The organism is Nocardioides sp. P4_G10 (assembly GCF_056401175.1).
Window position 1 is genome coordinate 1 of record NZ_JBFUJV010000014.1, and the last position, 20,840, is coordinate 20,840.

19 protein-coding genes and 1 pseudogene are annotated in these 20,840 nt (G+C 72.4%); 10 read left to right on the forward strand and 10 right to left on the reverse strand.

The window, feature by feature from the left end; all coding sequences use genetic code 11:
- Nucleotides 1-108 precede the first annotated feature (108 nt).
- Together AC1DP1_RS14720 and metF are read right to left on the reverse strand one after the other, a co-directional pair.
- Nucleotides 109-717 carry an SIMPL domain-containing protein gene (locus AC1DP1_RS14720; RefSeq protein WP_477507442.1) on the reverse strand — a complete coding sequence of 203 codons (609 nt, stop codon included), beginning with the start codon at nucleotides 715-717 and terminating at the stop codon, nucleotides 109-111.
- A 5-nt stretch (nucleotides 718-722) separates the two neighbouring features.
- Nucleotides 723-1,613: a methylenetetrahydrofolate reductase [NAD(P)H] gene (metF, locus tag AC1DP1_RS14725; protein ID WP_477507443.1), complete on the reverse strand. Its 891-nt coding sequence runs from the start codon at nucleotides 1,611-1,613 to the stop codon at nucleotides 723-725.
- 63 nt (nucleotides 1,614-1,676) lie between these two features.
- Here metF and AC1DP1_RS14730 point away from each other — a divergent pair, with 63 nt between their 5' ends.
- Nucleotides 1,677-2,741 carry a polyprenyl synthetase family protein gene (locus AC1DP1_RS14730; protein WP_477507444.1) on the forward strand — a complete coding sequence of 355 codons (1,065 nt, stop codon included), beginning with the start codon at nucleotides 1,677-1,679 and terminating at the stop codon, nucleotides 2,739-2,741.
- On the opposite strand, the gene AC1DP1_RS14735 is transcribed toward AC1DP1_RS14730, so the two are convergent.
- From AC1DP1_RS14735 to AC1DP1_RS14745, 3 genes are read right to left on the reverse strand one after another with little or no spacing between them, the layout of a single operon-like run.
- Entirely contained in the window at nucleotides 2,738-3,172 is a 435-nt protein-coding gene (locus AC1DP1_RS14735; protein ID WP_477507445.1) for a barstar family protein, read from the reverse strand. The genes AC1DP1_RS14730 and AC1DP1_RS14735 overlap by 4 nt on opposite strands.
- A gap of 4 nt (nucleotides 3,173-3,176) precedes the next feature.
- Nucleotides 3,177-3,668, reverse strand: a complete 492-nt coding sequence (locus AC1DP1_RS14740; protein ID WP_477507446.1) for a guanyl-specific ribonuclease — start codon at nucleotides 3,666-3,668, stop codon at nucleotides 3,177-3,179.
- Nucleotides 3,668-4,039 (reverse strand): Rv2175c family DNA-binding protein, encoded by a 372-nt coding sequence (locus AC1DP1_RS14745; RefSeq protein WP_477507447.1) that lies wholly within the window; start codon nucleotides 4,037-4,039, stop codon nucleotides 3,668-3,670. The genes AC1DP1_RS14740 and AC1DP1_RS14745 overlap by 1 nt, the downstream gene beginning before the upstream one ends.
- A gap of 92 nt (nucleotides 4,040-4,131) precedes the next feature.
- Between AC1DP1_RS14745 and AC1DP1_RS14750 the strand changes: the two genes are divergently transcribed.
- From AC1DP1_RS14750 to AC1DP1_RS14775, 6 genes and pseudogenes are all read left to right on the forward strand, one after another.
- Nucleotides 4,132-4,932: a glycoside hydrolase family 16 protein gene (locus tag AC1DP1_RS14750; protein ID WP_477507448.1), complete on the forward strand. Its 801-nt coding sequence runs from the start codon at nucleotides 4,132-4,134 to the stop codon at nucleotides 4,930-4,932.
- A gap of 175 nt (nucleotides 4,933-5,107) precedes the next feature.
- On the forward strand, nucleotides 5,108-5,872 hold the full coding sequence (locus AC1DP1_RS14755) for a transglycosylase SLT domain-containing protein (RefSeq protein WP_477507449.1): 765 nt from the start codon (nucleotides 5,108-5,110) through the stop codon (nucleotides 5,870-5,872).
- 149 nt (nucleotides 5,873-6,021) lie between these two features.
- A pseudogene (locus tag AC1DP1_RS14760) lies at nucleotides 6,022-6,954 on the forward strand (protein kinase domain-containing protein); the annotation flags it as partial.
- Between the two features lie 240 nt (nucleotides 6,955-7,194).
- On the forward strand, nucleotides 7,195-8,208 hold the full coding sequence (locus tag AC1DP1_RS14765; protein ID WP_457185620.1) for a Stk1 family PASTA domain-containing Ser/Thr kinase: 1,014 nt from the start codon (nucleotides 7,195-7,197) through the stop codon (nucleotides 8,206-8,208).
- Nucleotides 8,209-8,225: 17 nt separating this feature from the next.
- Nucleotides 8,226-9,125, forward strand: a complete 900-nt coding sequence (locus AC1DP1_RS14770) for a DMT family transporter (protein ID WP_457185429.1) — start codon at nucleotides 8,226-8,228, stop codon at nucleotides 9,123-9,125.
- Nucleotides 9,126-9,182: 57 nt separating this feature from the next.
- Nucleotides 9,183-10,334 (forward strand): NADase-type glycan-binding domain-containing protein, encoded by a 1,152-nt coding sequence (locus AC1DP1_RS14775; protein WP_477507450.1) that lies wholly within the window; start codon nucleotides 9,183-9,185, stop codon nucleotides 10,332-10,334.
- Here the strand turns inward: AC1DP1_RS14775 and AC1DP1_RS14780 are convergent.
- From AC1DP1_RS14780 to AC1DP1_RS14795, 4 genes are all read right to left on the reverse strand, one after another.
- The gene (locus AC1DP1_RS14780; protein ID WP_477507451.1) at nucleotides 10,312-11,313 is read right to left on the reverse strand and encodes a threonine aldolase family protein; all 1,002 of its coding nucleotides are present in this window, start codon (nucleotides 11,311-11,313) and stop codon (nucleotides 10,312-10,314) included. The two genes, AC1DP1_RS14775 and AC1DP1_RS14780, sit on opposite strands and share 23 nt — an antisense overlap.
- Before the next feature lie 101 nt (nucleotides 11,314-11,414).
- Nucleotides 11,415-12,752 carry a class II 3-deoxy-7-phosphoheptulonate synthase gene (locus AC1DP1_RS14785; protein WP_477507452.1) on the reverse strand — a complete coding sequence of 446 codons (1,338 nt, stop codon included), beginning with the start codon at nucleotides 12,750-12,752 and terminating at the stop codon, nucleotides 11,415-11,417.
- Between the two features lie 88 nt (nucleotides 12,753-12,840).
- Nucleotides 12,841-14,211, reverse strand: coding sequence for a metallophosphoesterase family protein (locus tag AC1DP1_RS14790; RefSeq protein WP_477507453.1), 1,371 nt, complete (start codon nucleotides 14,209-14,211; stop codon nucleotides 12,841-12,843).
- 65 nt (nucleotides 14,212-14,276) lie between these two features.
- Nucleotides 14,277-15,722, reverse strand: coding sequence for an APC family permease (locus AC1DP1_RS14795; RefSeq protein ID WP_477507454.1), 1,446 nt, complete (start codon nucleotides 15,720-15,722; stop codon nucleotides 14,277-14,279).
- Between the two features lie 197 nt (nucleotides 15,723-15,919).
- On the opposite strand from AC1DP1_RS14795, the gene AC1DP1_RS14800 reads away from it, so the two are divergent.
- Nucleotides 15,920-17,128: a pyrophosphate--fructose-6-phosphate 1-phosphotransferase gene (locus tag AC1DP1_RS14800; RefSeq protein WP_477507455.1), complete on the forward strand. Its 1,209-nt coding sequence runs from the start codon at nucleotides 15,920-15,922 to the stop codon at nucleotides 17,126-17,128.
- Nucleotides 17,129-17,132: 4 nt separating this feature from the next.
- Here the strand turns inward: AC1DP1_RS14800 and AC1DP1_RS14805 are convergent, their stop codons facing one another.
- Nucleotides 17,133-18,380 carry an MFS transporter gene (locus AC1DP1_RS14805; protein ID WP_457185415.1) on the reverse strand — a complete coding sequence of 416 codons (1,248 nt, stop codon included), beginning with the start codon at nucleotides 18,378-18,380 and terminating at the stop codon, nucleotides 17,133-17,135.
- A 154-nt stretch (nucleotides 18,381-18,534) separates the two neighbouring features.
- Between AC1DP1_RS14805 and AC1DP1_RS14810 the strand changes: the two genes are divergently transcribed.
- On the forward strand, nucleotides 18,535-19,374 hold the full coding sequence (locus AC1DP1_RS14810; RefSeq protein ID WP_477507456.1) for a DUF1028 domain-containing protein: 840 nt from the start codon (nucleotides 18,535-18,537) through the stop codon (nucleotides 19,372-19,374).
- Entirely contained in the window at nucleotides 19,371-20,840 is a 1,470-nt protein-coding gene (gene glpK, locus AC1DP1_RS14815; RefSeq protein ID WP_477507457.1) for a glycerol kinase GlpK, read from the forward strand. The genes AC1DP1_RS14810 and glpK overlap by 4 nt, the downstream gene beginning before the upstream one ends.

Genomic DNA, 20,840 nt, shown 5'->3' on the forward strand with positions numbered 1-20,840 from the left:
GATCGCCGGCGTGCTGGCCGCCGGGGCGCACGCCACCACCGGGTCGGGCCTGCCGTTCGCCGGCCTCAGTGCCGCGCTGGTGGCCGAGATGGTCGGCCGGGCCCCACGTCAGTAGGCGAGCTCCCACACCACCGTGACGGTGGTGGCGACCAACGCCTCGCCCGGCTCGAGGTCACCTGCCGACGCGCGGGCCAGCGCCATCTTCGGCATCGGCGAGGGGCCCCGGTCGGCATCACCCTCGACGATCGTCTGCACGGCGCCGAGTCCCGCACCGGCCATCCGGGCCAGCTGGGCCGCCCGCTCGCGGGCGTCGTGGAACGCGGCCTCGCGGGCCCGGGCACCGGCTCCGTGGTCCTCGGTGACCTCCAGGGCCACCCCGTCGATCGCGAGCGAGTCGCCGACCTCGCCCGTCAGGTCGCCCAGCAGCGCCCCGGCGGCCGCCAGGTCCGGGCACGCGATCGCGTAGGAGTGCCGCGCCTCGTAGCCGGCCTCGCGCCCCTCGTGGTCGCGCGCCGGCCACACGGAGATGCCGGAGGAGGCGACCCGGCGCTCATAGGTGTGGCGTTGCGCGACCTCCACGACGGTGGCGGCGGCCGCAGCCATCGCCGCGTAGGCCTCGGCGACACTGCTGCCTCGTGCCACGGCCGCGAGCCGCACCACCGCGCTGTCCGGCACGACGGCGACCACGCCGGTGCCGGTCACGGTGACGGTCTGCATGCGCGTCAGACGGTGATCTGCAGGTTGGCGAAGATCTCGCGCGTCGCCTTGGACCGGTTGAGCGTGTAGAAGTGGAGGCCCGGCGCCCCGGCGTCGAGCAGCGTCGCGCACAGCTCGGTCGCGATCGCGATGCCCTCGGCCCGCAACCGGGCCGGGTCGTCGGCGTACGGCGTGAGGCGGACGGTGGTCTCCTCGGGCAGCTGGCGGCGGGAGAACTCGACCATCCGCTCCATCGAGCGCAGGTTCAGGATCGGCATGATGCCCGGGATGATCGGGAAGTCGGCCCCGACGGCGGCGGCCCGCTCGACCAGCGCGACGTAGTCGGAGGCTCGCAGCACCATGTCGGTGACCGCGAACTCCGCACCGGCGTCGTGCTTGGCCTTGAGCACCTGCGCGTCCTGGTCGAGGTCCGCCGCGTCGACGTGGCCCTCGGGGAAGGCGGCGACGCCGATGCGCATGTCGGTGCGCTCCCTGATCAGTGCGACCAGCTCGTTGGCGTACGTGAGCCCACCGTCCGTCGGCGTCCACGGCGTGCCGGGACCTCCGGGCGGGTCGCCCCGCAGCGCCATCACGTGCTCGACGCCCGCGTTGCCGAGGTCGTCGAGGATCGCGGCGATCTCGTCGGTCGTGTGCCCGACGCAGGTCAGGTGGGCGACCGGGATCATGCTGGTCTCCCGGGCGATCCGCTCGGTGATCGCCACGGTGCGGTCGCGCGTCGTGCCGCCCGCGCCATAGGTCACCGACACGAACGTCGGCCCGTAGGGCTCGAGGTCGGTGATCGCCTGCCACAGCTGCTGCTCGCCGGCCTCGTCCTTGGGCGGGAAGAACTCGAAGGAGAACGACCGGTCTCCGCGCGCGAGCAGCTCGCGCATGCTCTGTCCCCGTCCGTGCGTCATGCGCAACAGCCTACGGAGGACCGCGCCGTCCTCGGCGCCGTGTCCAGTGTTTAGGCTGAATGGGTGACGACCTGGGACCCCGCCGACTTCCGCGACCGGGTCCAGCAGGTGCTGGATGCCTTCCTCGACGAACGTGGGGCCGAGCTCGCCCCGCTCGGTCCCGACGCCGGCCGCCTGATCGCCGAGGCACGTACGGCGGTCAGCGGGGGCAAGCGGTTCCGGGCGGCCTTCTGCCACTGGGGCCACCGGGCCATCCGGCCGTCGGTCGACGACGACGCCGCCCTGGCCCGGGCGTGCGCCTCCCTGGAGGTGCTGCACGCCAGCGCGCTCGTCCACGACGACCTCATGGACGCCTCCGACACCCGGCGCGGCCGGCCCGCGACCCACCGCGCGTTCGAGGCCGAGCACCGTGCCGCCGGGTGGCGCGGCGACCCCGAGCAGTACGGCGCCGCCGCCGCGATCCTGCTCGGCGACCTCCTGCTCGGCTGGGCCGAGGACATGCTGCGGAGCAGCGGCTTCCCCGCCGAGGAGGTCGCTCCCGGGCTGGCCATCTTCGAGCAGTGCCGCAACGAGGTCATCGCGGGCCAGTTCCTCGACGTCTCCGTGCAGGCGCGCGGCCGGGCGGACGTCGAGACGGCGATGACGGTGCTGCGCTACAAGTCCGCCAAGTACTCCATCGAGCGCCCGATCCACATCGGCGCCGCCCTCGCCGGGGCCACGCCCGGGCAGCTCGACCAGCTCGGCCGCTTCGGCCTGCCCCTGGGGGAGGCGTTCCAGCTGCGCGACGACCTGCTCGGGGTGTTCGGTGACCCGGAGGAGACCGGCAAGCCGGCCGGCGACGACCTCGTCGAGGGAAAGCGCACGGTGCTCGTCGCCCTCGCGCTCGATGCCGCTCCCCGCGCCGCGGCCGAGCGCCTCGACGCCGCGCTGGGCACGTCGCTCACCGCCACCGACGTCGACGAGCTGCGCGGCATCATCGACGACTCCGGGGCGCGCGCGCAGGTCGAGGCGGTCATCGGCCAGCTGTCCGACCACGCGGTCGAGGCCCTCCGGGCAGCCGACATCGACGCGCACGCGCGGGACGTGCTCGTCGAGCTGGCGGCAGCGGCCACCCAGCGCTCGGTCTAGTCGAGGCTGATTATCCCGGGCACGACRGGACCCTCGCCCCGCAGCAGCACGGTGAACGGCACGCCTCGCTCGTCGTTGACCCGCGAGCCCAGCACGCTGAGGGCGATGCTGAAGGCCTTCTCGTCCGCGCGGGCGAGCGTCGACCAGCCGTCCCACAGCAGGACGACTCCGTCGCGACCGCTCCCGATGTCGTGGAGGCAGTCGGCGAGGGCATCGAAGTTCTGCCCGTAGTGGTCAGGGAAGTCGAGCGCCTCGCCCACCGCTGCGAGGAAGGCCGGCTTCGTGTCGGCGCCGGTCCAGCCGTCCACCCAGCCGAAGCCCCACCCGGCGTGCTCGACGGAGTGGCGTACGTCGGCGACGTCGAAGGCGCCGTGCCAGAGGTGGATGCCCGGGGGTTCGTGCCCTGCCAGCACCGCTGCGAGTCCACTCACGTTCCTACCTCCTGATGCGTGAGAACGAGCTGTAGTGGTCGTCGGTCCAGTAGAGCTCCTCGCCGTCGCCCGCCACGATGCGGCGCGCACCACGGTGATCGACGCCGGGAGTGGGGACCGTGTACTCCCGGTAGTAGCCCATCGGCTGGTCGGGCAGCAGCTCCTCACGGTTGCCGAAGGTGCCGCCGTCGTGGTCGGGCTCGGGGAACGGCCCGCCGGCGTCGATCAGCTCGACGGTCCGTGCCGCCTCGGGCGGGAGGGCGGCAAGGCGTACGACGGGCAGGCCGCTCGCCGCATCGGTCGCGCCGGTCGCGTCGTCCGGGGACGAGGACGGCGACGGGGACGAGGTCGTCGACGAGGTCGACCCGCCGTCACCGGCGGGGTCGTCGTCGCCCTGACCGCCGCCGGAGACCAGCCAGGCGACGAGCATCGCCGCCGCCGCGAGGAGCAGCAGCCAGCGGTAGCGCTGCCTGCCCGTCGACGCGGCCGGGGCCATCAGTACTCCAGCACCTGGGCGCGGCGCTTGACCTCGCTGCCGCGGTTCTCGCGGAGGGCGTCGATCGGGCGACCCGGGAGGTCGTCGTCGGTGAAGAGCCAGGCGATGCACTCGCGGTCGTCGAAGCGGTGGTCGTGCAGGAGCACCAGCAGGCCGGGCAGCCCCTTGACCACCAGGCCGTCCTGGATGAAGTCGGCCGGCACCCGCGGGCCGGCACCCGGCACGGGCACCGCGGCGGCGAGCTCGTGGTCGCGGATCATCGTGCGCACCTTGCCCGGCGTCACGCCGAGCAGCTCGGCGACCTGGTTCCAGTCGAGCCACTCGGGGACGAGGGCGGCCAGGTCACGGTCGGCGAGGGGGACGTCAGTCATGGCTGCAGCCTATGAGAGCGCCCTCGCAGCAGCGAAGTCGTGCGAGGCCGCCGAAGTTGTCACCCCGGCGGGTGGTCCGTACCGTGCCGGGGATGCACCCCCTCCGATCCGCACTCGCAGCAGCCCTCGTGGGCCTGCTGGCGCTCACGCTCTCCCCGGTCGTGTCCCCCGCCTCGGCCGACCACTACGACGGCGCACCCGGCCCGATCCACGCCGGCAACACGTTCGGCTGGTACCAGCACGGCGTGTTCCGCCAGGAGTTCATCGGCCCCAAGCCGGGCTTCTGGAAGAAGAAGGGCCGCGGCGTCGTCCGCACCCAGAACGGCATGCTCACCCTGATGAGCACCAAGCGCGGCAGCGTGTCGGCCACCCTCGACCTCAAGGGCCGCACCTACGGTCGCTGGGAGATCCGGATGCGCGCCCGCACCATGGCGAAGGTCAAGGGCGGCAAGCCGTTCAAGGTCGTCACCGAGCTGGTCCCCGGCGGCACCCGTGACCAGCACTGCGGCGGCCGCGACATCGGCATCCAGAACTTCACGCTCGGCACCAACACCGTGAAGTCCTACGTCCACACGCTCCCCAACAGCTCCTACCGCGGGTTCCTCGGCCGCCACCTGCGCAACGACCGCTGGCACACGTACGCCGTCGAGGTCGCCAAGGACCACATCTCCTGGTTCGTCGACGCCCACGTCATCCACACCGAGCGCCGCAACGAGGCCCTCGACCCGGTGCCGCGGCAGCTGAAGTTCGAGCTGCGCGCGAAGAAGGGCAAGACGATGGACCCGGCCCGGATGCAGATGGACTGGATGCGCTACTGGTCGATGCGCGCACCCAACGAGAAGTCCATCAAGGCTCCCCAGTTCGAGCTCAGCACGTTCAACGGAGGCTGCTGACCGGCCTCGGACCGGAGCACCCACGCGAGGCGGCCGTGGCCGGGGCGACACGCCCGGCCCGGCCGCCGTTCGCGTCCCGCGGCCCGCAGTGGCTAGCGTCGACTGCTCGTTCGCGCGCTTCCCTCCCGCGGGCCTCGGACCCTCGGGCGCAGCGGACGTGACGAGGAGCAACCCCGTGCCCCCACACCCCCGACCAGCCCGACCGGCCCGACCGACCGGCCCGTTCCGTCGGCTCGCGCGGTGCGCCGCCGGGCTCGTGCTCGCCGTGACCACGCTGTCGAGCCTGGCCACGCCCGCGCACGCCGACCACGAGCGGATCCCGTCCGGCCGCACGCTGGTGTCGTACGTCGTGGAGCCGGGCGACACCGTCTCGGGCCTCGCCGTGCAGCTCCACGCGTGGACGGCCGAGATCGTCTCCCACAACCACCTGGGCAGGGACGGCGCGCTCGAGGTCGGCCAGCGGATCGAGATCCCGGTCGTCGGCAAGACCCGCGGGAGCACCCCGACCGCCATGTGGCAGCACCCCGACCGGGACCGCGAGAAGGTCCGCCGTGTGATCGCCGGCGCGGCCCGCAACCACGGCGTCGACCCGCAGCTCGCGCTGGCGGTGTCCTGGCAGGAGTCCGGGTGGCAGATGGGCCTCGTCTCGCACGCCGACGCCATCGGGGCCATGCAGGTGCTGCCCCCGACGGGACGCTGGATGGAGCACTACGCCGGGCGTCCGCTCGACCTGGACAGGCTCGGCGACAACGCCACAGCCGGCGTGCTGCTGCTCGAGGTCCTCGCGCGCCACACCCATCGTCGTACGCACAAGATCGGCGCCTACTACCAGGGCCTCGGCGCGGTGCGGCGGCACGGGTTGTACGACGAGACCCGCGCGTACGTCGCCAACGTCGTGGCGATCAAGCAACGCCTCGAGGCCGGTCGGCCACCGTCCTGACGCCTGCGTGCCGGCCTCCGTGCGCACCGCGACCACGTCGGACGCCACGCCGGAGCCGCGCCTGAGCGCGGGGGCAGGCGCTGCTTCCGTACGATGGGCGCGCCGGATCCTTCCCCGTCTCGCCCCAGGTCCGGCTTGGAGGTCGACCAGTGGAGCCACCCGAGCACGCCCGCGCAACCGCGCCCGGCGCGTCTGGCGACCCCCTGGTCGGACGGCTGCTGGACGGCCGCTACCGCATCCTCGCCCGGGTGGCTCGCGGTGGCATGGCCAGTGTCTACGAGGCCACCGACACCCGGCTCGACCGCACCGTGGCGGTCAAGGTGATGCATCCCGGGCTCGGCGACGACCAGGACTTCGCCCAGCGCTTCGTGCGTGAGGCGCGCGCCGCCGCCCGCCTCAACCACCCGCACGTCGTGGGTGTCTACGACCAGGGCGACGACACCTCCGACGGCACCGACACGATCTTCCTGGTGATGGAGTACGTCCCGGGCCACACCCTCCGCGACGTCCTGCGCAAGGAGTCCCCGATGCCGCCGGCGCGGGCCCTGGCGCTGCTCGAGCCGGTGATCTCCGCGCTCGCCGCCGCGCACCGGGCCGGGCTGGTCCACCGTGACGTGAAGCCGGAGAACGTCCTCATCGCCGACGAGGCGCACGGTGGCACCGTCAAGGTCGCCGACTTCGGCCTCGCGAAGGCGGTCAGCGCCGACACCCAGCACACCGCGACCGGGGGCGTGCTCATCGGGACCGTCTCCTACCTCGCGCCGGAGCTGGTGATCGACGGCCGCTCCGACGCCCGGGCCGACGTGTACGCCGCCGGCGTGGTGCTCTACGAGCTGCTGACCGGCAGGAAGCCCCACGAGGGCGAGTCACCGATCCAGGTGGCCTACCGCCACGTCCACCACGACGTGCCGATGCCGTCGCTGGTCGAGCCCGGCATCCCCGACTACGTCGACGCCCTGGTGGCGCGCGCGACCTCCCGCGACCGCGACCAGCGCCCGGCCGACGCCACCGTCATGCTGCACCACCTCCACCGGGTCGAGCAGGCGCTGCGCGAGGGCCTGGCCTCCGACCCCGAGCTGGCTGGCGACCTGCTCCCCCGGCGCGCGGTCGAGACGGGCGACCAGGCCCCCTCCACCGACGACACCACCCCCGAGCCCTTCGACGCCGGCGCGCTCGCGCTGCTGACCGAGGTCGACCCGCGCGACTCGGGTCTCGTCGACGACGGCAGCCCCGACCGCACCACCGCCCTCGAGCGGCACCCCGCTCCCCCTGCCGGACCGGCCGGGACCGACGAGCCGGCCGGCGGCCCCGTCACCGAGCCGATGCGCACCGCGATCCCTCCCACGGGAGCCGTGACCACCACCCTCCCGGCCGCGCCGACCAGTGCGCGGCCGGCCCCGGGTCGTGCCCCGACCCGGGTGGCACCGGTCGAGACGACCGCGCGCCGCCGGTCCAGGAAGGGCCCGCTGCTCCTCCTGCTGTCGGTGCTGCTGGTCGGTGGCGTCGCGGCAGGCGCGTGGTGGTTCGGCTGGGAGCGCTACACCACCACCCCCGGCGTCCTGGGCCTCGACGAGGCCGCCGCCACCGTCGAACTGGAGGACGCTGGTCTCAAGGCCGAGGCCGGCGAGCCGGCGTACAGCGAGAACGTCACCGCCGGGCTGGTCATCGCGACCGACCCGGGACCGGGCGGCAAGGTGCTGGACGGCGGCACCGTCACCCTCACCCTGTCGCTGGGCCCCGAGCGCTACGACGTGCCCGACCTCGCCGGGCAGACCGAGGACCAGGCCCAGGACGCGCTCGCCGCGACCAACCTCGCCTTCGGCGCGAGCAAGGCGCGCTGGAGCGAGACGGTGCCCGAGGGGCAGGTCATCCGCACGTCGCCGAAGGCCGGCACCACCCTCAAGCCCGGCGCCAACGTCGACCTCGTGCTCAGCCGTGGCCGCAAGCCGATCGAGGTGAAGGACTGGACGGGCAAGTCGTTCGACGACGCCTCGGCCGCGCTCGAGAAGCGCGGCCTGCAGGTCAGCGTCACCGGCGAGGAGTACAGCGACACCGTCGCCGAGGGCGACGTCATCTCGCAGGACCCGCCCACGGCCAGCCTCTTCCGGGGCGACACGGTGTCGTTCGTGGTCTCCCTCGGCCCCGAGCTGGTCGAGGTCCCGCGGGTGCAGGCGATGGGCGTCGAGGCCGCGACCGAGCTGCTCGAGGGCCTCGGCTTCGAGGTCGAGACCAAGGAGTCGGACACCTACCTCGGGCTCGGCTTCGTCGCCAGCTCCGACCCGGGGTCCGGCGAGGAGGTCCCGAAGGGCTCCACGATCACGCTGTTCCTCGTCTGACCCCCTAGATTTCGTCCGTGCACGCCGAGCAGACCCGTCGTACGTCCCTGCTCGCGACGGCCGCCCTGCTGGCCCTGGCGGCGTGCTGGGGCTCGACGTTCTTCATGATCAAGGACCTCCTCGAGCGGGTCCCGACGCTCGACTTCCTGGCCCTGCGGTTCGCGATCGCCTCGCTCGCCCTGCTGGTGGTGGCGCCGAAGGCCCTCGGCCGGCTCTCCCCCGTCGTCCGCCGCCACGCGATGGTCCTCGGCCTCCTCTACGGCGTCGCGCAGATCCTCCAGACCGCCGGCCTGGCGCACACCCCCGCGAGCATCAGCGGGTTCGTCACCGGCCTGTACGTCGTGTGCACCCCGCTGCTGGCCGCCGCGATCCTCGGCACCCGGATCCCGCCGATCACCTGGGCGGCCGTCGCGCTCGCGACCGTCGGGCTCGGCGTGCTCGCCCTCAACGGGCTCAGCATCGGCTACGGCGAGCTGATCACCTTGGCGTCGGCGGTGCTCTACGCGCTGCACATCGTCGGGCTCGGCGCGTGGTCGACCGCCCAGGACGCCGTTGGCATGACGATCCTGCAGGTCATGGTGATCGCGGTGGTGTGCACGTTGGCGACCGCGCCCGACGGGATCGTCCTGCCCGACCGGGCCGCCGACTGGTGGTCGGTGCTCTACATGGCGGTGGTGGTCGGCGCGCTCGGCCTGCTCGGCCAGACGTGGGCGCAGGCGCACCTCCCGCCGACGCGCTGCGCGATCATCATGAGCATGGAGCCGGTGTTCGCCTCGTTCTTCGCGGTCTGGCTCGGCGGCGAGGACCTGACGACGCGGCTGCTGCTGGGCGGGTCGATGGTCCTGGTGGCGATGCTGACCGTCGAGCTCGCCCCGCGCCGGGTGGTCGAGGGCGAGGTCGCGCACATCGCCGTGTAGGACCCACCGTCCCTCGGGTGGAACCCTGCATGGGTCCGTCCCCCTATCGTGGGGCCCGTGGACACGTGTGTGGCGTGCGGCGCCGAGCTGGGGGTGGGGCGGTTCTGCCTCAACTGTGGGCACCGCATCGGCGCGCCCGCGCCGCTCCCCGTCGAGCAACCACCCGCTCCGTCGTCGCCGACCGTGACCGCCACGGCTCCGGCCCGCGAGCGTCCGGCTCCGGCCGACGAGGCGCCGCCGCAGGCGTCCGACACCGCTGCCGTCCCGGCTGCCGACCCCGCTGCCGAGTCGCCCGTCGATGACGACCCCGCGCCGGACGCGGACGTGGCCCCGGCCCCCGTCGTCCCACCCGTCCAGGCAGCCGACCCCACCCCGGTCCCGCCGACCAGCCCGCCCGACGTCGTACCCGACGAACCGGGCCCTCCTCCCTCGCGGCGTGCGACGTGGGACCCCCGCGAGGAGCTGCTGCCCTACGAGGAGGTCGACGACGACGACGGCGACCTCCCGGTGCACGGCCTGGCGTGGCTCGGGTGGGTCCTGGGCGCCGCGCTGCTGGTGGGCCTGGCCTTCCTGCTGCTGCGGGTCTTCGACACCGACGCTGACGAGGTCGCCACCGATCCCGCTGACGCCGCCACGGGCACCTCGCAGGCGCCGGACCCCGGCGCCGGGAAGACGGACGGACCGGAGCCGACGGACGACGGCGGCGGCGAGGCACCGGTCGGCGTGGGCAAGGCGCTCGACCTGGCCCGCGGCGCGACCTTCGAGGTCCCCGGCACGGCACCGCCGACCACCGACTTCGACGGCAACCTGGTGGCCTACGAAGCCAGCCAGATGGGCGACGGCAACCCGGCCACGGCGTGGCGTACGGCCGGTGACGCCACCGGCGGGACCATCACGGTGACGCTGACCGAGCCCGGCGTGGTCACCAGGGTGGGGCTCGTCAACGGCTACGCGAAGCAGGTCGCCGGGGTCGACTGGTACCCCAACAACCGCCGCATCCTGTCCGTCACCTGGGGCTTCGACAACGGCTCGTCGATCGAGCAGTCCTTCGCCGAGCGACCGGCCATGCAGTGGCTCAAGGTCCCGCCGGGCGAGACGAGCACCATCACCATCACGATCGACGCCGTGACACCGCCGGGCTCCGGCAGCCTCGGTCGCGACTACACCGCGATCAGCGAGGTCAGCGTCAGGGGGCGGCGAGCCGGCTGAGCACCGCGGCCGCACGCTCGGCGTCCGTGCGCGAGACGTCGAGGTGGGTCACGAGGCGCACGGTGCGCGGTCCCACGGCAGCGATGCGCACACCGTCAGCGGCAGCCCGCTCCACGAACGACGCGGCGTCCGGGCGCTCGACGACGACGATGTTGGTGTCGATGACCTCAGGGTCGAGCCCCAGCGCCTCGCCGAGCAGCCGCGCGTTGGCGTGGTCGTCGGCCAGCCGCTCGACGTGGTGGTCGAGGGCGTACGCACCGGCTGCCGCGAGCACGCCGACCTGGCGCATCCCGCCGCCCATCCGCTTGCGCCGCACCCGCGCCACGGCGATCGCGTCCGCCGAGCCGACCATCAACGACCCGATCGGCGCACCGAGCCCCTTGGACAGGCACACCGCGAGCACGTCGGTGACGCGGCCGTAGTCCGCCAGCGGCGTCCCGGTGGCGACGTGGGCGTTCCACAGCCGCGCGCCGTCGAGGTGGACCTTGGTCTCGTTGATCTCGGCCCACGCCCGCAGCGCCCGCAGGTCCTCGATCGGCAGCACCGCCCCGCCGGCGAAGTTGTGGGTGTTCTCGACCGACACCGCGGCGGTGCGCACGAAGAACGGACCCATGTCAGGGGCGTGCATCGCCTCGATCGCCGGCAGGTCGACCTGGCCGCGCGTTTTCGTCCAGGTGCGCATCGTGAGACCGGTGATGGCGCCGTGGGCACCGAGCTCGGCGCGTGCGATGTGGGCCGAGGACTCGCACAGCACCTCCTCGCCCGGCGAGACGACGCTCGCCACGGCGAGCACGTTGGCCATCGAGCCGGTCGGCGTGAACAACGCGGCCTCATGGCCGAACATCCCCGCGACCCGCTCCTCCAGCGCCGCGACCGTCGGGTCCTCGCCGTAGACGTCGTCGCCCACCTCCGCGCGGGCCATCGCCTCACGCATCGCGTCGGTCGGGCGGGTCAGGGTGTCGGAGCGCAGGTCGATCACCCGCCGAACCTATCGGGCACCTCGGGACCGTCCTCGAGCGGTGGCCCACCCACCTTCCCGCCGGCCCGGACGTGGCTCGGCCACCGCCCGCGGGCGGGCGATCAGGCCTTGCGCAGCATCTCCGCCACGAGGAAGGCGAGCTCGAGCGACTGGACCCGGTTGAGACGCGGGTCGCAGACCGACTCGTAGCGGTGGGCCAGGCCCACCTCGTCGATCTCCTCGCCGCCGCCGACGCACTCGGTGACGTCGTCGCCGGTGAGCTCGACGTGCACGCCGCCGGGCCAGGTGCCGAGGCTGCGGTGCACGTCGAAGAAGCCCTGGACCTCGTCGATGACGTCGTCGAAGCGGCGGGTCTTGTAGCCCGAGGACGCCTCGAAGGTGTTGCCGTGCATCGGGTCGCAGACCCAGGCGACGTTGACGCCCTCGGCGGTGACCTTCTCCACGAGGGCGGGCAGCCCGTCGCGGATCTTGCCGGCGCCGAAGCGGGTGATGAAGGTGAGCCGGCCCGGGGTGTTGTCGGGGTTGAGGCGGGCGGCGTAGGCGAGCGCGTCGTCGGGCGTCGTCGTCGGGCCGAGCTTGATCCCGATCGGGTTCTTGATCTTCGACAGCAGCTCGACATGGGCACCGTCGAGCTGGCGGGTGCGCTCACCGATCCACACGAAGTGCGCGGACACGTTGTAGGGCTCGTCGGTGCGCGAGTCGATGCGGGTCAGGGACTGCTCGTACTCCAGCAGCAGCGCCTCGTGGCTGGAGTGGAAGTCGACGCGATGGAACTCGTCGGGGTCTGCGCCGATCGCCTTCATGAAGGTCAGCGCGCGCTCGATCTCGTCGGCCATCGCCTCGTAGCGCTGCCCGAACGGCGACGTCTGGACGAAGTCGGTGTTCCAGGTGTGGACCTGGCGGAGGTCGGCGTAGCCGCCGGTGACGAACGCCCGCACCAGGTTGAGCGTGGCGGCCGAGGAGTTGTAGACGTCCACGAGCCGCTGCGGGTCCGGGATGCGGGCCTCGGGCGTGAAGCCGTAGCCGTTGACCGCGTCGCCGCGGTAGGCCGGGAGGGTCACGCCGTCGCGGGTCTCCTCGTCGGAGCTGCGCGGCTTGGCGTACTGACCGGCGAGGCGGCCCAGCTTCACGACGGGGACCGAGGCGGCGTACGTCAGCACGACCGCCATCTGCAGCAGCACCCGCAGCTTGTTGCGGACGTTGTCGGCAGTCACGCCGGCAAAGGTCTCGGCGCAGTCGCCGCCCTGGAGCAGGAAGGCCTCGCCCCGCGTCACCGCGGCGATCTTGGCGGTCAGGTCGTCGCACTCACCCGCGAACACGAGCGGCGGCACGGTCCTCAGTCGGGCCACGGCAGCGTCGACCGCCCCGGAGTCGGGATAGGTCGGCTGCTGCTTCGGCCCGAGGGCGTGCAACTGCTCGAGGGTGGGGATCGCGGTCACCTGACAAGGGTACGGCGCGCGCCCCGCCCCGCCCGAACCGTGACCGACCCCTGAACGCGTGACGCCGCGCACGCCCGGGGCGGGTGCTTCAGTCGAGGGGTGCGAGCACGCCCTCGGCGTCGTCCACGCGCAGTCCTCCTGTACGCGTGCGGCTGGCGACGAGGGTGCCGGTGACGACGGACGCGTCGGGGTAGCTGATGTGACCCGGCGCCCCCTGGCGCGACGTGGTCCAGAGCCGGTCCTCGAACCCGATCTCCCCGCGGAACTGGTGGTTCTCCAGCACCAGCCGGTCGGCAGTGGCCTGGCCGAGGACGTAGGACGCCTCACCGCGGTAGAGGAGCGACCCGTGCGACACCTGCAGGATGCCGTCGCGCTCGTGGACCGTCTGGTCGTGCACCTCTCCGCTGAGGTAGACGTCGACGCCGCCGTCGACCATCGCCTTCCACAGGTCGGAGCGCACGCCCTTCTCGTAGACGAGGTTGCTGGAGTTGCGGACGCGCACCTTCGGGGTCATCGGGACGTGTCCCTGGACCATCACCCACGGCACGTCGTCCTTCCGGGCCTTCCGGAGGACACCCTTGAGCCAGCGCAGCTGCGCGGGGTCGACGGACATGTGCACGTCACCGCCACGGCGCTCGAAGACGTCGAGCGTGACGAGCAGGACGTCGGCGTCGAGGCGTACGGCGTAGGCGGTGCGGCGGGCCTGCCCGGAGGGCCGGTCGGCGAACCGGGGTCGTCCGCCCTCGCCCGTCAGCATGTGGTCGGCGTAGATCCGCTTGAACTCGGGCACGTGGCGGCGCTTGAAGTCGATCCACCGGTTGTTGCGGGCCCGCCACGGGTCGTCACCGATCTCGTGGTCGCCGAGGGCGGGGTAGGTCGTGAGGCCGCGGCCCTCGAACCGGTCACGCCATGCGGGGAAGTAGACGTCCGCCGCGCGGCGCCAGGCCCGCAGGCGCTGGGACTGGGTCCGCACCGGACCGAAGACGCCGGTGCGCGCGTCGTCGCGGCCCCAGCGTCCCTCGACGAGGTCGCCCGCCACGAGGACGTCGTCGGTGCCGTGCGACGCCATCTCGTCGATCACGTGGTCGAGCGCCGCRTCGTAGTCGGCGTTGGTGGAGTTCGCGACCTCTCCCGTGCGCTTGTCGACGAACTGCTTGCGCCCGTCGGCGGTGAGGTCGGCGACGTCCTGGTTGAGGAAGTCGGGGGCCGAGACGAACCGGTAGGCCCCGGCCAGCTCCGGTGCCGCCGGCACGGACGGCCGGTCGCGCGGCCCGCGCTCGGCGGCCGGTCCCACGGGCGTCGTCGAGCCGCCCCCCGGAGTGGCGTCCGAGATCGTGGGCGCCGGGTGGTCGGAGCTCGGCGTGGCGCTCGCGGTCGGCGCCGAAGGGGAGACCGTCGAGCAGCCCAGCGCGCCGGCCACCAGCAACGCCAGCACGGGCCCCACAGGTCGTTTGCTCACCCGCCCCACCGTAGACGGCAGGGCCCACGCACGCGTGCGGGACCCCGCCGTGTCGGCGGGGTGCCTCACTCGAGGTGGTCGATGTCGCGGAAGCCGGTCTTCTTGGCGCGCACGCCGCGGTTGGTCATCCAGGTCAGCGCCCAGAGGACCACACCGATGGCGAGCAGGCCGGCCGCGATCTTGTACTGCACCATGTCGGCCTCCAGGCGCGCCCACGGACCGAGGAGGTAGCCGCAGCAGATCGCACCGATGACCGGTAGCGCCGTCGGTGCGCGGAAGGCGCGCTCGGGCGTGGGGTCGCGGCGCAGGATCAGGCACGCGATGTTGACGATGGTGAACACGGCCAGCAGCAGGAGGGCCGTGGTGCCCGACAGCGCCCCCACGACCGAGGACTCCGAGTCGAGCGTGACGACGCTGATCAGGCCCAGCGCCAGGAGCGTGGTGAAGACGATGGCGGTCCACGGCGAGCGACGGCCCGGGAGCACCTTGCCGAGGGACCGCGGCAGCACGTCCTGCTGGGCCATGCCGTAGATGAGCCGGCTCGCCATCAGCATGTTGATGAGGGCGGTGTTGGCGACCGCGAAGACCGTGAGGAACGGGAAGATCGTGTCGATCGGCAGGTCGGGTGCACCGATCTTGACGACGTCGAGCAGGATCCCGGCTTCCGCGTTGGTGGGCTCGGCGATCTGCCCGGCGGGGATGACCGCGACGACCGAGATCGCGACCAGCATGTAGATCAGCACGGCGATGCCCAGGCCGGTCAGCATCGCGCGCGGGAAGATGCGCAGCGGGTCCTGGGTCTCCTCGACCATGTTGACCGAGTCCTCGAAGCCCACCATGGAGAAGAAGGCGATGGCGGTGGCGATGGTGACCGCCATGAACAGGCCCTTGTCGTCGGGGCTCTCGAAGACGGTGACCCGGGAGAGGTCGCCGTCGCCACGGGCGATCACCCAGACGCCGATGCCGATGACGATGGCGAGGGCCGTCATCTCGACGAGCGTCAGCAGAACGTTGAACTTCACGCTCTCGCCGACGCCGCGCAGGTTGATCGCGGCGAGCACCAGCATGAACAGCAGCGCCGTGATCAGGATGGCGCTCGGGCTGGGGTCGTCGTTGCCGAAGCCGATGAGCAGGTTGGCAGCGAGCAGGTTGGACGACGTCGAGGCGCTGGTGATGCCGGAGCAGACCACGGTGAACGCCACGAGGAAGGTGATGAAGTGGATGCCGAACGCCTTGTGCGTGTAGAGCGCGGCACCGGCGGCCTGCGGGTACTTGGTGACCAGCTCGAGATAGCTGAAGGCGGTGACGGTCGCGACGGCGAAGGCCACCAGGAACGGCAGCCAGGCGATGCCGCCGACCTGTCCGGCGATCTTCCCGGTGACGGCGTACACACCGGCACCGAGGATGTCACCGACGATGAACAGCAGCAGGAGCTTGGGGCCGAGCACCCGCTTGAGGTCGGTGGTCTCCGGTCCGTTGACGTCCTGCTGCTCGGCTTCCGTCGCGCTCATCGAACACTCCCCTCATCGGCCCGTGCAGCTCACGGCGCCTACCAGAATGGCCTTGCCGCGGGGGCGTGGCAACCACCGCAGCACCCGGACAACGCCGTGTCGGCGCCCGGGTCACGCCGGGAAGGCCGACGTGCGCCCCGAGGGGTGGAGTGGGACGCACCTTCCGGGCTTGTATCGATCCAACTACCCTGCTCTCCATGCCGAAGCGTGTTGCGATCCTGACCGCGGGCGGATACGCCCCGTGCCTCTCATCGGCGGTGGGCGCCCTCATCGAGACCTACGACGCCACCGACCCCGACATCGAGCTGATCGCCTACCGGCACGGCTACCACGGCCTGCTGACCGGCAACAGCATCACCATCGGCGCCGAGGAGCGGGCCGGCGCCGCGCTGCTGCACCGCTTCGGCGGCAGCCCGATCGGCAACAGCAGGGTCAAGCTCACCAACGACGACGACTGCCGCCGGCGGGGCCTGATCGGCCGGAGCGACACGGCGCTCGAGGTCGCCGCGAAGGCGCTGCAGGCCGACCGGGTGGACATCCTGCACACCATCGGCGGCGACGACACCAACACGGCGGCGGCCGACCTGGCGGCCTACCTCGCGACCCAGGGCTCGGAGCTCACGGTCGTCGGCCTCCCCAAGACCATCGACAACGACATCGTGCCGATCCGGCAGAGCCTCGGCGCGCTGACCGCGGCCCAGCAGGCGTCACGGTTCGCCCAGAACGTCCTCGCCGAGCACGGCTCCAACCCTCGGATGCTCATCGTCCACGAGGTGATGGGGCGGGCCAGCGGCTGGCTGACCGCCGCAGCCGCCCGCGACTACATGGCCTGGCACGCCGAGCAGGAGTGGCTCCCCGGCATCGGCCTCGACGGTCGGAAGTGGGCGATCCACGCGGTCTACGTGCCTGAGCTGGCGATCGACCTCGCCGCCGAGGCGGACCGCCTGCGCGAGGTCATGGACGAGATCGGCTGCGTCAACATCTTCCTCGCCGAGGGGGCCGGCGTCGACGACATCGTCGCCCACCTCGAGGCGTTGGGCGAGACCGTGCAACGCGACCCCTTCGGGCACGTCCAGATCGACACCATCAACCCGGGCCGCTACTTCGCCGACCGCTTCGCCGAGGCGATCGGCGCCGAGAAGAAGATGGTGCAGAAGTCGGGCTACTTCTCCCGCTCGGCACCCGCCAACGAGACCGACCTCGCCCTCATCCGCGAGATGGCCGAGCTCGCTGTCGCCTGCGCCCTCGACGGCACGGCGGGCGTGATCGGCCACGACGAGGACCACGACGACGAGCTGCGCGCGATCGAGTTCGAGCGGATCGCCGGGCACAAGCCGTTCGACGCCGGGCAGGCGTGGTTCACCGGCCTGCTCGCCGACATCGGTCAGGACACCGGACGCCCCTGACGGCTCACGCCGCCTCCGGGGCCTCCTCCTCGACCCGGTTGGTCACGCGCTTGCCCGCCGCGGGCAGGACCTGGGGCAGCCGCTGGAGGTACGCCGCGCTGGCGAGCGCGACCAGCGCCAGGACCCACCACAGCGTCGTCTGGCCGTGGGCGAGGAGCCACGTGAACGCCACCGGCGTCACCGCTCCGCCGAGCCCCCAGCTGAGCTGGAACAGGCCGAGGTAGCGGCCGCGGAGGTGGTCGGGTGCGGCCTCGGCCGCGGTCGCGCTGAAGACCGGCCCGCCGGTGAGCTCACCGGCGGTGTAGATCGCGGCTCCGACGAGCATCACCACGATCGCCAGCCAGACCGGGAGCCAGCCGGCGACGACGAACAGGGCGTAGGCGGCGACGAAGGTCAGCTGCGCCAGGCCCATCATCCGTGCCCGCACTCGCCCGGTCATGCGGCGTACGACGAGACCCTGGCCAAGGCCGACCAGCGCCGTGTTGAGCGTGAAGATCGCCCCCACCACCCAGCCGGGCAGGTCGATCGTCTCGGCGACGTAGACCGGCAGGGCGAAGTTGAGCACCATCATCCCGGCCACGAAGCCGAGCTGACCGAGCACGAGCCGCAGGTAGGCGGTGTCGCGCAGCACCACTCCCCAGCCCTCGACCGGGGCGTCGGCGGGATGCACCACGCGGTGGTCGGGCACGTCGAGCAGCAGGACGAAGGCGATCACGAAGGTGACCGCGTTGACGACCACCACCGACTGGTAGGCGACGTCGGTGCCGACCTGCAGCGCGAGTCCGGCGAGCACCCCGCCGATCGAGTAGCCGAGGTTGCGCACGGCCTGCAGGAAGCCGAACCACAGCTCCCGCTCCCCCGGCGCCGAGATCGCGGTGACGACGTTTCCGAAGGAGCCCCAGAAGGACTGGCGCCCGAGGTTGAGCAGAGCCGTCCACAGCGCGACGGCGAGCAGCGAGTCAGCCCACAGGTAGGCCGCCATGCCGACCGCCTGGACGAGGTTGCCGATGAGCATCATCTTCCTCGGGCCGAAACGGTCGACGAGGCTCCCGATGACGAAGGCGCCGGGCATCGTCAGCACCGCGGACAGCGACAGAGCGGACCCGACCTGCACGAGGGACAGGTCGGTCATCGCGAGGAAGTAGAGCAGCGTGATCGGCATGAACAGCCCGCTGCCGACCGTGTCGGCAACGATCGCCGCGACGAAGCGGCGGTGCTCCCCCACGCGGGGGAATCCGAGACGAGTCAGCACAGGATCACCCTAGATCGGGGGTCCGACGCCACGCCCCGGGATCCATGGGTCTCGATACGACCCGGTCACGGCCTCGCCGGCTCGGCCGTGCGGGTCACTCGACCTGCCTCCCACACAGCGGCAGCGCGTTCCTCACTGCCACTATGTTCGGCACATGACTTTCTCGATCGTGGCCCGGTCCGACGACGGTGAGTCGTGGGGCGTGGCCGTGGCCTCCAAGTTCCTGGCGGTCGGGTCCGCCGTGCCGGCAGCGGCGGCCGGGGTCGGCGCCATCGCCACGCAGGCGGACGCCAACCTCGCCTTCAAGTACCTCGGGCTGGCCCACCTCGACGACGGCGCGACCGCGCAGGTCGCCCTCGACCGGCTGGTCGAGGAGGACGAGGGCCGCGAGCACCGGCAGGTGGGCGTCGTCGACTCCGACGGCAACGCCGTGACGTGGACCGGCTCCGAGTGCTTCGCCTGGGCCGGTGGGACGACCGGGCGCAGCGGCGAGCGCGGCGGCTACGCGATCCAGGGCAACATCCTCACCGGTCCCGACGTGGTGGAGGCGATGGAGCGTGCGTGGATCGCGTCCGAGGCACAGCCGCTCGAGAGACGGCTGCTCGCGGCGCTGGCCGCCGGCGACGACGCGGGAGGTGACAGCCGCGGGCGCCAGTCGGCGGCACTGCTCGTCGTACGCGACGGGGCCGGCTACGGCGGGCACGACGACGTCGCCGTCGACCTGCGCGTCGACGACCACGCCGACCCGGTCACGGAGCTGGCCCGGCTGGTCGACCTGAACGAGCTCTACCTGACGGCGTCGACCCCAGAGGAGCAGGTGCCGGTCGACGACGCGCTGATGATCGAGCTGGAGTCGCTGGCCAAGGCCGAGGGCAAGGACAGCTTCCACATGTGGGTCGGCTCGGAGAACTACGAGATGCGCGTCGACTCGGGCGCGCGGCCGGCGTGGATCGACCGCCGGATCCTCGCGATCATCCGGGGCGAGGAAGCATGAGTATCCTCGCGATCGACGCCGGCACCACCGGTGTGACAGCCGTCGTCGTCACCCCCGACGGCCGCATCCAGGCCAAGGGCTACCAGGAGTTCCGCCAGCACTTCCCGCAGCCCGGCTGGGTCGAGCACTCCGCCGAGGAGATCTGGCAGGCCACCCTGGAGGCGACGCGGGAGGTCCTGACCAAGGTCGACCAGTCCGAGCTCACGGCGGTCGGCATCACCAACCAGCGCGAGACCGTCGTGCTGTGGGATCGCGAGACGCTCGGCTCGCCCCGCCGCGCCATCGTGTGGCAGGACCGTCGTACGGCCGACATCTGCGACCGGCTGCGCGCCGACGGCCACGAGGACCGCGTCACCGAGCTCACCGGCCTGCGCCTCGACCCCTACTTCTCCGGCACCAAGCTGATGTGGCTGGCCGAGAACGAGCCGCACACGTGGGCGCTGGTGGAGTCGGGACGGTACGCCGTGGGCACGGTCGACTCCTACCTCATCGCCCGGATGACGCGCGGCACCTGGCACGTCACCGACGTGTCCAACGCCTGCCGCACCCTGCTGCTCGACCTCGAGTCGGGCGACTGGTCCGACGAGCTGTGCGAGCTCTTCGGCGTGCCGCGTGACGCCCTCCCCGACCTGGTCCCCAACTGGGGCGAGATCGCGCCGACCGACCCGACGGTGTTCCTCGGGCTCTCGCTGCCGATCGCGGGCGTCGCCGGCGACCAGCAGTCCGCACTCTTCGGGCAGACGTGCTTCGAGGAGGGTGAGTCCAAGTGCACCTACGGCACGGGCTCGTTCATCCTCACCAACACCGGCACCCAGGTGGTGCGCAGCGACGCCGGCCTGCTGTCGACTGCGGCCTGGCGCTCCCCCGACGGCGAGCTCACCTACGCCCTCGAGGGCGCCATCTTCGTGACCGGGGCGGCGGTCCAGTGGCTGCGCGACGGGCTGCAGATCGTCGGCAACGCCGCGGAGACGGCGGCGATCGCCGCGACCGTCGACGACACCGACGGGGTGGTCTTCGTCCCCGCGCTGACGGGGCTCGGCGCGCCCCACTGGGACCCGCACGCCCGCGGCACCATCCTCGGCATCACCCGCGGCACCACCCGCGCCCACCTCGTGCGGGCCACGCTCGAGGGGATCGCCTTCGAGGTCCGCGACGTGCTCGAGACGCTGCCCGAGCTCACCACGATCCGCGTGGACGGCGGGGCGGCGGAGAACGACTTCCTCTGCCAGCTCCAGGCCGACCAGGTCGGTCGCGCGGTGGAGCGCCCCGAGATCGTCGAGACGACGGCTCTCGGCGCCGCGTTCCTGGCCGGGCTCGGCACGGGGGTGTGGGGATCGACCGACGACCTGCGGGACACGTGGGCGCTCGACCGGCGTTTCGAGCCCGGTGGCGACCGTGCGGCACTCGACGCGTCGTACGCCCGCTGGACCGATGCGGTGGAGCGGTCGAAGGGCTGGGCTGGCTGA

Coding starts and splice junctions, on each gene's coding strand:
- AC1DP1_RS14795 (WP_477507454.1), bottom strand. CDS start 15,722: ATGAGCGCGACGGAAGCCGAGCAGCAGGACGTCAACGGACCGGAGACC.
- AC1DP1_RS14750 (WP_477507448.1), top strand. CDS start 4,132: ATGCACCCCCTCCGATCCGCACTCGCAGCAGCCCTCGTGGGCCTGCTG.
- AC1DP1_RS14740 (WP_477507446.1), bottom strand. CDS start 3,668: ATGGCCCCGGCCGCGTCGACGGGCAGGCAGCGCTACCGCTGGCTGCTG.
- AC1DP1_RS14720 (WP_477507442.1), bottom strand. CDS start 717: ATGCAGACCGTCACCGTGACCGGCACCGGCGTGGTCGCCGTCGTGCCG.
- glpK (WP_477507457.1), top strand. CDS start 19,371: ATGAGTATCCTCGCGATCGACGCCGGCACCACCGGTGTGACAGCCGTC.
- AC1DP1_RS14800 (WP_477507455.1), top strand. CDS start 15,920: ATGCCGAAGCGTGTTGCGATCCTGACCGCGGGCGGATACGCCCCGTGC.
- AC1DP1_RS14810 (WP_477507456.1), top strand. CDS start 18,535: ATGACTTTCTCGATCGTGGCCCGGTCCGACGACGGTGAGTCGTGGGGC.
- AC1DP1_RS14745 (WP_477507447.1), bottom strand. CDS start 4,039: ATGACTGACGTCCCCCTCGCCGACCGTGACCTGGCCGCCCTCGTCCCC.
- metF (WP_477507443.1), bottom strand. CDS start 1,613: ATGACGCACGGACGGGGACAGAGCATGCGCGAGCTGCTCGCGCGCGGA.
- AC1DP1_RS14765 (WP_457185620.1), top strand. CDS start 7,195: ATGCGCACCGCGATCCCTCCCACGGGAGCCGTGACCACCACCCTCCCG.